The organism is Spirosoma sp. KCTC 42546 (assembly GCF_006965485.1).
In the GTDB taxonomy this organism is placed as follows: domain Bacteria; phylum Bacteroidota; class Bacteroidia; order Cytophagales; family Spirosomataceae; genus Spirosoma.
In genome coordinates this window covers 5,325,226-5,337,022 of sequence record NZ_CP041360.1, presented here as the reverse complement: position 1 = coordinate 5,337,022, position 11,797 = coordinate 5,325,226, and the positions used below count along the sequence as shown (strand labels likewise).

At 44.3% G+C, this 11,797-nt stretch carries 15 protein-coding genes; 7 read left to right on the top strand and 8 right to left on the bottom strand.

Annotated elements, in window-relative coordinates:
- Positions 1 to 491 precede the first annotated feature (491 nt).
- Together EXU85_RS21910 and EXU85_RS21905 are read left to right on the top strand one after the other, a co-directional pair.
- Entirely contained in the window at positions 492 to 1,454 is a 963-nt protein-coding gene (locus EXU85_RS21910; protein WP_142774140.1) for an aldehyde reductase, read from the top strand.
- Between the two features lie 108 nt (positions 1,455 to 1,562).
- On the top strand, positions 1,563 to 2,279 hold the full coding sequence (locus tag EXU85_RS21905) for an AraC family transcriptional regulator (RefSeq protein ID WP_210422398.1): 717 nt from the start codon (positions 1,563 to 1,565) through the stop codon (positions 2,277 to 2,279).
- Positions 2,280 to 2,285: 6 nt separating this feature from the next.
- Here the strand turns inward: EXU85_RS21905 and EXU85_RS21900 are convergent, their stop codons facing one another.
- Both EXU85_RS21900 and EXU85_RS21895 read right to left on the bottom strand, forming a co-directional pair.
- Entirely contained in the window at positions 2,286 to 3,128 is an 843-nt protein-coding gene (locus EXU85_RS21900; protein ID WP_142774138.1) for an AraC family transcriptional regulator, read from the bottom strand.
- 12 nt (positions 3,129 to 3,140) lie between these two features.
- Positions 3,141 to 3,950 carry an oxidoreductase gene (locus EXU85_RS21895; RefSeq protein ID WP_142774137.1) on the bottom strand — a complete coding sequence of 270 codons (810 nt, stop codon included), beginning with the start codon at positions 3,948 to 3,950 and terminating at the stop codon, positions 3,141 to 3,143.
- Between the two features lie 166 nt (positions 3,951 to 4,116).
- Here EXU85_RS21895 and EXU85_RS36015 point away from each other — a divergent pair, with 166 nt between their 5' ends.
- The 3 genes from EXU85_RS36015 (at position 4,117) to EXU85_RS21885 (ending at position 5,472) form a co-directional block, all read left to right on the top strand.
- The gene (locus EXU85_RS36015) at positions 4,117 to 4,245 is read left to right on the top strand and encodes a hypothetical protein (protein ID WP_256365995.1); all 129 of its coding nucleotides are present in this window, start codon (positions 4,117 to 4,119) and stop codon (positions 4,243 to 4,245) included.
- Positions 4,246 to 4,634: 389 nt separating this feature from the next.
- A complete protein-coding gene (locus tag EXU85_RS21890; protein ID WP_142774136.1) occupies positions 4,635 to 4,886 on the top strand; it encodes a hypothetical protein in 252 nt (83 codons plus the stop codon).
- 400 nt (positions 4,887 to 5,286) lie between these two features.
- Positions 5,287 to 5,472 carry a hypothetical protein gene (locus EXU85_RS21885; protein WP_142774135.1) on the top strand — a complete coding sequence of 62 codons (186 nt, stop codon included), beginning with the start codon at positions 5,287 to 5,289 and terminating at the stop codon, positions 5,470 to 5,472.
- Positions 5,473 to 5,584: 112 nt separating this feature from the next.
- Here the strand turns inward: EXU85_RS21885 and EXU85_RS35445 are convergent, their stop codons facing one another.
- The 3 genes from EXU85_RS35445 to EXU85_RS35440 all read right to left on the bottom strand — a co-directional run bounded on the left by EXU85_RS35445 (position 5,585) and on the right by EXU85_RS35440 (position 6,536).
- On the bottom strand, positions 5,585 to 5,740 hold the full coding sequence (locus EXU85_RS35445; RefSeq protein ID WP_168207844.1) for a hypothetical protein: 156 nt from the start codon (positions 5,738 to 5,740) through the stop codon (positions 5,585 to 5,587).
- A 146-nt stretch (positions 5,741 to 5,886) separates the two neighbouring features.
- Entirely contained in the window at positions 5,887 to 6,300 is a 414-nt protein-coding gene (locus tag EXU85_RS21880) for a PIN domain-containing protein (protein ID WP_142774134.1), read from the bottom strand.
- An 86-nt stretch (positions 6,301 to 6,386) separates the two neighbouring features.
- Positions 6,387 to 6,536 (bottom strand): hypothetical protein, encoded by a 150-nt coding sequence (locus EXU85_RS35440; protein ID WP_168207843.1) that lies wholly within the window; start codon positions 6,534 to 6,536, stop codon positions 6,387 to 6,389.
- A gap of 460 nt (positions 6,537 to 6,996) precedes the next feature.
- Here EXU85_RS35440 and EXU85_RS21875 point away from each other — a divergent pair, with 460 nt between their 5' ends.
- Positions 6,997 to 7,503, top strand: coding sequence for a hypothetical protein (locus tag EXU85_RS21875; RefSeq protein ID WP_142774133.1), 507 nt, complete (start codon positions 6,997 to 6,999; stop codon positions 7,501 to 7,503).
- Positions 7,504 to 7,667: 164 nt separating this feature from the next.
- Entirely contained in the window at positions 7,668 to 8,240 is a 573-nt protein-coding gene (locus tag EXU85_RS21870) for a hypothetical protein (RefSeq protein ID WP_142774132.1), read from the top strand.
- 149 nt (positions 8,241 to 8,389) lie between these two features.
- Here the strand turns inward: EXU85_RS21870 and EXU85_RS21865 are convergent, their stop codons facing one another.
- The 3 genes from EXU85_RS21865 to EXU85_RS21855 form a co-directional block, all read right to left on the bottom strand.
- A complete protein-coding gene (locus EXU85_RS21865; protein WP_142774131.1) occupies positions 8,390 to 8,806 on the bottom strand; it encodes a hypothetical protein in 417 nt (138 codons plus the stop codon).
- Positions 8,807 to 8,837: 31 nt separating this feature from the next.
- On the bottom strand, positions 8,838 to 9,260 hold the full coding sequence (locus EXU85_RS21860) for a hypothetical protein (RefSeq protein ID WP_142774130.1): 423 nt from the start codon (positions 9,258 to 9,260) through the stop codon (positions 8,838 to 8,840).
- 1,119 nt (positions 9,261 to 10,379) lie between these two features.
- A complete protein-coding gene (locus EXU85_RS21855; protein ID WP_142774129.1) occupies positions 10,380 to 11,759 on the bottom strand; it encodes an alpha/beta fold hydrolase in 1,380 nt (459 codons plus the stop codon).
- Positions 11,760 to 11,797: the final 38 nt, after the last annotated feature.

Below are 11,797 nucleotides of genomic sequence, written 5' to 3'. Positions count from 1 at the left end.
GTTGTCGTGCGCTGAGGAGCATAAGGCTGCCCATAAACGCCACTAATCAAGGTTAGCACTTCCGAATAGAACCGGGTCGCCGGGCAGATCATTCATGGTTCGTCTTGGAGTCGCGCTCGACTTGCGGTCGTTTTAAAGCCCAACGTTATGTCTCATAAACTCAGGCGTGTTGTTGCAGAGACATTGATTGGCGAGTGACAAGTTGAGACAGTAGTTAGCTCAAAATGGCAGTGATAAAGAACTGCGGCAAGTATCTCGTAAGCGGTCGTTTGCTGTGCATCATCTGAAAGTAGTACAGTCGTCGAATCGCTACGTCAAAAAATCTGCCTAGCTACTCGGTGGCTAAGGGTCTTCAGCCTCAAACATAACCAACCTTTTCGTGCCCCCTTGCTGATAGTTGACCTCCACAACAAACAAAACTTGACCTTTACAACAAACCTGTCCGCCGGTTTATCCCCCAATTTTGGCCCTGTATTCAAAAACAGGAAACAATGGATAATCAAACCGTATTAGTAACCGGGGGGACTGGTTTTGTGGGGATTCACACAATTTTGAAGCTGCTCCAAAAAGGATATACCGTTAAAACGACACTGCGCTCGTTGGCTAAAAAAGAAGCTATCGTTCATGCCCTGAAAGAATCCGGAATTGTCGATTTTGAAAAATTGTCCTATGTGGAAGCCGACCTGACCTCTGATGGGGGCTGGGAAGAAGCGGCCCAGGGATGCACCTATGTGTTGCACGTAGCCTCCCCTTTTCCATTAGTACAGCCTGAAGACGAGAACGATCTCATCATACCGGCTCGTGATGGTTCATTGAGGGTCTTGAAAGCTGCCTGGAAAGCGGGTGTCAAACGAGTGGTGATGACCTCTTCGTTTGCTGCGATTGGCTACAGTATCGACCCCAAAAGGCATACGTTTACGGAGAACGACTGGACCGATGAAAACGCCCCTGTTCAACCCTACATCAAATCCAAAACAATCGCTGAAAAAGCGGCCTGGGATTTTATTACGCATCAGGGAGCGGGGTTGGAACTGACGGTTATCAATCCGGTAGGCATTTTTGGCCCTGTTATTGGCGGAATTTATCCGGCTTCGTATGAGGGAGTGATTAAAGCACTCGTTGACGGTACGGTTACCGACAGTCCCCACTTTACGTTTGGGGTGGTTGATGTGCGTGATGTGGTCGATATTCATATCAAAGCGATGGTGCTACCCCAAGCCAATGGCCAACGCTTTTTGGCGACCTCAGATGGCGTGGTCAGCTTTTATGACGTGGCTCAGCTTATCAAAAAAGAACGCTCCCAAAAAGCCGGTATGATGGCCGATCTGAAGCCTATTGATCCAACGTATTACATAGATATGTCGAATCAAAAAGCGAAAGACATGTTAGATTGGCACCCACGAAGTAAAGAAGAGGCTATTTTGGCCAGCCTGGATAGTGAGATTACGGAATAAATTTGTGCGCTACCTTCAGCCGTCAAAAAATTGACTATCAATCAAATCCATTCCTGCCATTTAGGACCTGAAATTTCACCGGAACAGGTTATATCCGAGCATTACTTTATGGTCCTGCTGAAGGGATCGATGAAGGCGTATGACGGAAGAAAGCGCTATGGTATGCAATCAGGCGATTGCTTCATCGCCCGGAAAAATCATTTGATTCGCTATACCAAGTTCAAAGAAGATGACCAGTTTGTCAAGATCATCATTACGTTGGATGAGCCATTCTTAAAACGCTTTACCGAACGGCATTCTTACCCGGTAGGCCTCTCAACCTACGGTGATTCGTTCCTGTTTGTCAACAAGAATCCATTCATAAAGCAGTATATACAATCGCTGGAGCCCTATTACACCAGTGATTCAGAGCTGGACGAAACATTTGCCGATATTAAACGGGAGGAGCTATTGTTAATTTTGTTGAGGTCACAACCCGAATTAGCGTCTATCTTTTTCAATTTTAGCAGTCCCCACAAAATTGATTTGGAAGAATACATGCAGCAAAATTTTCGGTTCAATGTGAGCCTGGAACGATTTGCGTTCCTGACCGGACGAAGCGTTTCATCGTTCAAACGGGATTTTAAAAAAACCTTTGGCATGCCGCCCGGAAGCTGGCTACTGAAGAAACGATTGGACGAAGCGTATTTCCAACTCAGCCGTCAACATCAGAAACCAAGCACTGTCTATCTGGAAGTAGGTTTTGAAGACTTGTCTCATTTCTCATTTGTATTTAAAAAAACCTTCGGCAAAACCCCTTCGGAAGTGGCGACAAGCGGGGCGTAAATCCCCCTAGGCAGTAGATGGGCTATTGACCGACGGGGGCGTAACGCTGGTGTGGCGTAACAACACGGAGGGGTTTACGCCATACTCTTTTTTGAACGCTATGGAAAAGTGAGAAAGATTTTCAAAGCCGGTTTCTAAATAAACGTCGGATGGTTTTCTCTTTTTTTGTGCAATGAGAAAGTAGGCCATTTCCAGCTTCCTTTTTTGTAGCCATCGTTCAGGTGTTGATTGAAAGATGACCGCAAAGTCGCGTTTAAAGGCCGAAAGACTCCGGCCTGTCAGTTTCGCAAATTGGGCGAGGGGTACGTTGTATGAAAAATGTCGATTCATGTACGCTTCCAGATCCTGTTTATGCGGTTCGCTGAAATCGAATAAAAAGTTTTTCAGCGGAGCGTTGCGCAATAATAACTCAATGGCTTCCATTGTTTTTATCTGCGCGAGGGCTGGGGTCAGTTTTTCGGGCTGCGCGAAATACGGCATCAGCGAATCAAAATAGCTTTTCATAAACGGATCGACGTCCATGATCACATTCGATTCACCGACGTACGTACTGTCTGCTACTACGCCATAGTCTGTGCTGAATTTCTGTAGCGTTTTTTGATCTAAACAAATGCTGATCGAGGAAAACGTGTGGGTATCGCCAACCCTCTTCACCGCTTTTACCAGCTGATTTTTTCTGATCAAGCCCAGTGTTCCAGCAGGATGTGAAACAATGCCCTGCTGCGAAAATAGGTCTGAGCTGCCCGAAACAATCAGTACCAGCCAATGCTCGGACACAAAAGGATCGTGTCCGAATTCATCTTTTGTACAGGCGTACAAAACGATATGTTGCTGAGGTTGCTTTTGCATATACGTCGGATATCAGCCATTTGTTTGACTCAAAATCACCTTCTGAAACAAATTGTCAGACAAAATTTTTCGTAAAAAAAGGATTGGTTTTGCGCCATAGCCACCGACATAGCGCGTTTTAGGGCGTTTCGCTTCAATGCCTTCTTTGATCAATTTCGCAATAACGATTGGTTCTGGGAGTGCCAGGTTCGTGGTTGCTTTCTGCGTGGAGGCCACCATGTCTTTATAGGCAGTATGTCCCGAGACGGCTGTCATTTTTTCATTGGAAATGTCGGCCCACTCTGATTTTATCCCACCCGGTTCAATAACAATTACGTCAATCCCGAATTGTTTTACTTCCATTCGTAAGCTGTCACTTAATGCTTCCAGCGCAAATTTGCTGGCATGATACCAACCGGCCAGCGGAAAAGCAACTTTGCCGCCTATGGAAGAAACATTCACAATTTTACCCCATTTAGTTGCCCGCATGTTCGGTAGTACCAATTGAGTCAACCGCATGGCACCAAACAAATTTACGTCTAACTGATACCGTGCATCATCGATGGATAGATCTTCTACCGCTCCACTCGAACCGAAACCGGCATTATTGACCAGAATATCAATCGTTCCTGCTTCTTTCGTAATTTGTTGCACACAATTAACAATACTTTCCTCAGAAGTTACGTCCAACGCAATTGGCTTGATGCCGTAACTTCTGAGATCGTGCATTTTCTCGGTCCTGCGTGCAGCCCCGTAGACATTGTACCCGTTCTGGGCTAGTAAAATAGCCGTTGCTTTTCCAATTCCTGCCGAAGCGCCTGTAACTAAAACTGTCTTTGCCATAGTTGTTAATTTTTATAAGGCAAAATTAGAGTACGTTCCTTCGCACGGCTTTTCTGAAAAGTCCAAATCCGTTTGCTGAGAAGTCCAGTGTACGTTTGTTACGCTGACTTAGGCGAGATTCTTCTTCCAGGTAGGGGAGTCACCACATGCTTAGATCGGTGCGAACATGAATCAGGGCCATATCGGGTTTGACCATCGTTATATCCTCAACCAAACGGGTTGTAAAGTGAGTCGCTTTAAAAGCTGCTCCCGGCGGGGAACCGCACCGATTACCTTACTTGACCGGGAAGGTTAGGCGGTTGACCCATAGCGCCTGATGATCCAGCTCCTTAGCGTATTGTGCCATTAAAAAAGCCCGGTCATATGCGACAGGGCCATTGTATACCCGCTTGCCATTGATGACCACTTGGAGAGGTTGACCGAAGTTAATGTGGCATTTAGTTAACCAACCTATCGCTCGTCCGTTTATGGAGATCCGAGTTAGGGCTAACCACAGCTACTGGTTCAAAAGGGCTTCTTTAGGTTTTGGCACAGTAGTTAGACCTATCTGATTGATTTCACCAGTGCCTTAACCAGGCTGAACTAATCACCCGGGCATGAAACACGTCCTTCTACTTGTAAGCTGTCTGTTGTCGCTTTGGGCGACAGCCCAACAAAACAAGTATAATTCGAACCGAGAATGGCGTGGGTGTGGCCGACTTGTGCGCGAAAGGCCATCGGTTTAGCCCTTCCACGCTCTACGCGCCAGGCGAAGAAGCCAACGAAACCAACGGTTGCCCTACGCCAATCGGAAAAACAGTATCCTGTCGGCACGGCGGTTATGTAGCAACCAACGAGCCGGTTGAGCAGATAATGCGGGGCGACTGGCTGCGAGGCAAAACCTTCCTGACGGTTAGTGCCGGAGACGAAGGCCGGACGGTAAAGCTTGTCCATTAAAGACGTAATCGATCCCTAACCCAGAGTCCGCTCGTAGCGTAAAGTTGTCCTACTAAACCTGCCCATAAATCGGGTCTTCTCTCTTTAAATATGGCCGGAGTAGGTCTGGGCCTTGCGGTATTTAGGCTGATTCTGGGATAGGTCGCTTTTGAACACAACGTCAACTGGGCCATTCGGCTGGGCCACCGGGCGGATTTTAGTAGCTCAAAAGACACAGCCTCTAGCAAGCAAGGTCACTAAGCCGTCTTGGATAAACGGGCGTTTTTTGTCACAATATATTCGCTCGTATATATTGTAACAAGATAGGTCAAAATAAATGCTTTCGGGGCATTTACCCATTCTGCGGCCGTAATACTCCACTTTCGTGCTATTCAAAGAAATACGAAAATGAGGCATTGAATTGCGTAAACGCCTGAATGAAAATGAGTATCTCCGGCGTAAATCGATTCCATTCGTATTCATTACGACGGCTGTTAACCCAGCCCTGGTTCAAACCGCTTACGATATAACAGTTCAAGGCTATTTCAAGAAACCTTACAGCTACATCGAGCTAAAGCAACAGATTAAACTGATTGTAGCCTACTGAAGTGAATGTCTTCATCCTTACAGCGAATTGTAGCAGTCATCCATTCTTAATGCGTTTCGTACTTTGGGAAGTAAAGTACGAAGCCATATTATGGCCATATTCACAGTAATGGCTAGCCGTGTTTCTGTAGTTCTTTCAGCAACTCTTTATGAAGCTCAAGTGCTTCTTTTTGATTGGCAATGATCTGACTTAGCTTGCCCCACAGGACAAAGACAAATGTTAAGAACAAAAAGAATATTGGGACTAAAAACACGCTATGTGAGCTCATACTAATTTTATTTAAAAATGAAAAAGCTTGTAATTGGAAAGTCCACCCAATTAAAGGGTTCTGTAGCTATTCGTGTCCGAGAAAATATACACTTTAAGAGGTACAAAATCAAAAGCTATAAATTAAACTGGTTGTAATCCCATCTCTTATTTATCGATCCAATTTTCCAACTTTAGTCCGCTCATGTCAGCAAAGTGGCGTGTGTTACGCGTTACTAAAATCAAATCATGAACGATAGCTGTCGAACCTATTAATACGTCAAATTCATCGATTGTGCGTCCCATTCGCCGTAGAGAGACCTTTTGCCGGGCATATTCATGCGAGACTTCGCCGATAGGCAGGATACGATTTTGAAAAATGCCTTGAATAAATTCTAGATTTTTCCAGTTTTTCGGCCGTCGATCAGGTGCACCGTTCTCAATCCCGAATAGTAATTCAGCAATTGTAATTTCGGACAATAAACACGATAAGGCACCAACTTGAGCCATCTTCTGCTTAAGGTCGAATTCGTTCTTAATGATAAGCACACAAATATTGGTGTCGAACAAATAACGGCTCATAGGTTCAAGTCACGGTCGCGGAAATAGCGGGAATTCCGAAGTGTAGCATTCAGTTCGTCGCCGGTCTCGTCACCTGCCCAGCCAACTTACTCCAACAGACGCAAGGTTTCGGCTTCGGTTAAACTATCCCTATCGACATGTGCTTCTTCGGTATAAAGGCCCAACCGATCTGCCAAGCCCTTGAATAGGGCAAAGTCATTTTCACTGCTGGTTTCGATGGTGATTATATGTGTCATGACGATCAGGAAACCTATGTCTTATTGTTAATTATTCATTTTATCAAAGAACACCACAAATTACCAGAAAAATAATTTTACTCTCTGTTCTGCTTGATCTTCTATGAAGCAAACCTAACCGGATTATAGCATGAATGCAGAAATTCCTGCTTTAAGCGATCAGGGTCAACAAGAATTTTGTCCCGCGAGGAAAGCCGGTAGGCTGGGGAAAATTCTTGTTGATGCTGTGAGCGGGCCGGATAAAGTAAGCATTGGGTCGCTTTGCCGTTTCGTACAAAATCCGCCACTTGGGTTATAATTTGTCGGTTGTAGGCTTTAGGTAAACATATTGGCACTTATACGACAGAGATAGGAAGTGTTCACGTACGTTAAATACTGTTAATCGCTTTCGATTTCAGTGACTTAAAACATACTTTGCTGCTAACAACGGCAGTAACTGTACTTGCTAAGCTAATTGACTATGAGACATTCTTTATTTCTTCTCTACCTGTGCTTACCATTAATTGGGCTATCTCAGAAGACAACCGAAAAAGACCTGTTTAGATCACGTAATACCATTTATGTGGAGGGCTTAGGATCAGGCGGTTTTTACTCCGTTAATTACGAGAGACTGTTGCTCTTAAAAGAAAAACAGGCTTACGGATTTCGGGTAGGTATTTCCTATTTTGGAAACAGTCCTACAAATCTGACCTTAACTGGCGAGCTGTTCGCTTTGATAGGAAAAGGTAGTCATCATGGTGATTTTGGCATTGGTATAACGGGTGTTACAAGAGGTAATATTGAAGCTTCTCCAATCAGTTTAAGAAAGAATTTGCTAGTTGCTGTTCCTCGTCTAAGCTACCGTTATCAAAAACCAACAGGTGGCTTAATGCTACGAACTGGTTTTACTCCTATTATTGAATTAAGCGGAGAAACTATCGACCGATTCGGGCCTTGGCTCGGTCTTGCTATAGGCCACAGTTTCTGAATTAATTAGCATTTTTGTTAGAATAGAAGAACAGGATAAACAGCCTTGATTCTTGGCATATTCTCTTTAAATAAAAATAGTTATAGAACTACCCTTTAATAAATACAAAACGCGATTAATGCGAAGGTTATAGTCATTTTGCACTTTGTCTTAATCCTACCATCTTGAAAATATTCGTGATCGCTTTAAAAGCAATGGGCATTGCTCTGCTCTGCTTGCTGACTGTACCCCTTCTTATTTTTATCTTCTTTCTACTACCCAGCATACCAAGAGTGGATAGTCAGGAACTCGTGCACAGCCAAGCGTTCCAACACCTCCACCAGCTCGTCTATCAGCTCGATCATACCAGGGATATTGTGGTGCAACCCAAGAAGGAGTATATAGTCATTGATAAGTTAGCCATTAATTTGGCTAAGCGAACGTTCGGCAGCGACCGAGAACACGGGATCTACCAATCAGATGAAGCAAGCAGTGAACATAAGTTTTCATCCCTCGACTCGTTACTTGCCCCTCAGCACCTGGATAGTACCCGGGTTTATCAGATCACAGCCGCGATGAAGACAACCCATGTAGTATACGTAGAAATTACGTATAAAGTCATCACCTACCGTTGGCAGGAAGCCTCCTGGTGGTATGACGAAGAAGGCATATTGTATGAGGAAGATGATATGGCCAATCCCTCCCAGTATAGACTATTTGAAGCGATAGCTCCCCATTTTTACCATTATGCTCGCTGACTAGCTCTAACTAAAATCTAATTACTATTCATATCAGTTAAGAGCCAAATATTGTACTTTCTATAGGGTAGTTCTATAACTATTTTTATGTTATGTGAAAAAGGGAAGGAAACAGGTTAAAAACAAAATGAGAGGATTAAGGAAAAATACTATTTGCCGTCATTATATAAAAATCGACGTTCGAGCTTTTTAAGGTCAATCTCGTTGGCTGCTTCGATATACGCTTCACCTTTTGCCGTAATCGCAACTGAATACATCGGTCTACTACTAGTGTACCAAGAGAAGGGCTGATTTAGTATTAATTCAACTTCGGTTAGCTCAACATTTCTAATTTTCTGCTTTAAATCAGGATCAGTAAATTCTTCAAGTACTATTAAATCCTCTAGCAGCAGTTCTTTTAATAGATCATAAGCAATAGCATACTTTCCTACAATTGTCAGAAAATCGTAGTAGCCGATAGTAAGCAAAAACTCATATAGACCATAAACTCCCTCACTAGCTTCAACTAAAAATGCAAGCTTTTCAAGTTGCCGATTTACAGAGGAATAAAGATTGGAGAGTTCCATTTTTCTGTTGTATAAGTGCGTATATGTTAACCTACGGCCGCCTGTAACCTAATCTTAACCCTTTGTGAGCTGGTTTGGCTACTCCTTCGTAAGTAATCCTTATAGGCTGCTGTGATGTCAGGGCATCTTCGTCCAAAACTCGGATGCGATTGGCATTCGGAACAAAAACGTAATCCTCATCGACTTGAAGCACTCGATCCCCTGAACTGAGCCGAATGGTCGTTTGATTTACACCGAGGGGTAAACGGATTTCATTACCTGATCGACTTTTAGATGGATAGAAAAATACAGTCGCCCACTGCTGTTGATTTGGGCTAGTATCCGAAGCGAGCTTAACGTGAAATCGTTGTTGAGTGGGAACAGAATCTGGCTTATTACTAAAGGCAGTTGAACGACCGAATGCCGACAAACCTGAAAGGGTGATTAAGAACACTAAGGTTAAAATAATTTTCATATCAAGATTTAGAGCTATCAACTTTGGTGAATAACGTGAAGCGTAAGTTTTTCTGTTGTATAATCTACAATATGTTTACCTAAAGCCTACAATCGACAAAATATAACTGAGGTGGCGTTCCGTACTTTGGGAAGTTTATCACGAAACAGGCCAATTTTACAAACGTATGACCAACATCATACTGTTGTAAAATCACTGGCACACAAGTCTCGCAAAAAGGCTCTTTATGGAAACTGCTGAAATCTGTCCATCCGTGAGTAGGAAGTTTTTATGAGATCGACGCAACCAGTTGGAAGGCAAAATCATATATAATTGCCGCCAAGCTACAATCCAGTAAGGCGGCTCATAGCTTGGCGGCCCTGGTGCTTACCTCTTTTTGAGATAGGTGATCTGGATGGGCCCACCTGGAGAAGGTAGTCTTAATTCAGGATGGGGACCTAGGCAGGTTCTTTTAACATTACCCGAGATGGTGTAATTCCAACGGGTTGTATCCTTACTTACTTCCTAGGTAGTATCCACATCACAAGCATACAGGCGCAGCAAACCTGTTATTGAATCGGCAACAACGAAGGTGCCCTCACCGGTGTATCTGGCTTGCAATTTCTCAAGGGTACGGTATGCTGAGCCACTACATCCACAGTCTTCCTTTTCAGTAGTGCATGAAAAAGCAACCGAAAAAAGTAAAATAAAGCAGAAGGAATCCTTGCTAAAAAGCCGCATGTATAAGGTTGTCAGGTGTTTCACTATAAAGACCCACAAAGAGGCAAGGAGTTGGAAATAGCCAAACAACTAGTTGTTTAATTAACTAGTTGCGAATTGAAAAAACTCGTTGAAGCTGCTGAGAACAATCTGCTCAGGTTCAACTGGCTCTCACAAAACCCTCCCGAATGAGACGAACGAGTTTACATGTGTTTGCTTCTTAAATTGGGCGTTTTACGTGACACAACCTATTTTCATACTTTCCGGGCAAGTACGAAAACAGGCTAGTAAAAATTGGGGAGACAGACATCGTCCGCTTAGCCCGCTAAACGCTGAGTATTTTTTAAAGCCAAAGCCGATGGATGGAAGTGGCGTCAACGAAATGAAACAGGCCTGTATAGCTTGGCGCTTGAGTAAACCTTAGGGAGCAACTTGTTTCCGCACAATACCCGCATAGCGGTTGGCAACGGCCTCAAGCTGGGACGGATTACCCCTTAACGTATGATCAAAAAACGCGTCTAATAGGCTGATGGTCGCCATATGCGTTTTTGTCGAGACTTGACCAAGGCTGAAGAGGTGCCCGGCCAAAAAGCGGGCAGGAGGGGCTAACAGGAGTGGCACATCCGTAAAACTGTAATGATCGGCGTCTTCCAGCTCGTAGCGATACCCACCGCCAAATTGCTTGAATAACAATTGATTGCCGGCTTCGTATCGGGCGAAACGACCTGGTTCACCTTTATTACTTTCTATCAATAGAAAAGGACGAGAGCCCCTCGATTTGGGCAATCCCCCGTACAAGGTGCCATCGATGTTGACTGCGGCTTTAATTCGTGAATCATGAGCCATCGCAGCACCACCCGTGGCACCCCCTAAGGAATGACCAGCGATACAAATCCGATTCAGGTCAAGTGAAGGGAAGAAGGTAGTAGCAGAAGATTTTTTATTTTCTAATTGATTGAGTACGAACTGCACATCGGCCACGCGAATGTCGAGCCGATTCTTCATAAAGCCAAGTCGGTCTGGAGCATCCGGTTGAAAGTTTTCAATGGTGGTGGCCAGTTTACCATTAGCCAGTTGAGTAATAGCGGCTTCATAGGGATGATCCATACTGAGAACCACGTAGCCATGACTGGCCAGGCCAACGACAAGGCTCGTGTAAAACGCGCGCGCGGCTCCATAGCCCGGTAGAAAAAGCACAACAGGCCATTTTCTCGGTGCGTTGAGTGGTGTTGCATTCCCTACCGCATAGGTGTCAATTTGATCGTAGTGGTCCAATAAAAAGCTCGGTAGAACACTCACCTTTGGGGGTAAATGAGGCAACCCATCCAGATAAAGGGAGTGGCTACCTTTTCCGTCCCCCTGGGCTGGATACCAGGCTTGAACAATGACATTTCGTTTGTCAAATGGGTCTTCCGTTATTTGTTCAGTTCTTGATGAATCTACCCAGCGAAACACTTGGGTGCCAACGGCATACTTGCCTAAAGGCTCCGGCAAAGTAGGAACCGGTAAAAAAATACTCCAAGGCATTAAGGCAACAACCAGGAACACCCCCAAGCTAATGTGCTGAAGTTTTCGATATAATGCTGAGTTAACATAGACGATGAGTATCAACAAACAGATTAGCCAATAGGTGGGAATGTATTGCCAATAGAACCCTTTCCAAAAAAATTGGATCACGACTAACAGGGCCAATAAGCTAATTGAGAGGGGGAGTACGCCATTGGCCCGATTAGAAGCGACTATTGTATAGACCGTAGTTAGTACCAGCAGTACCAAAATCAAGATATCTAAGCTATTCATCGATTATTAGTAACAGTTTTACTATAAATTGTTAGCTT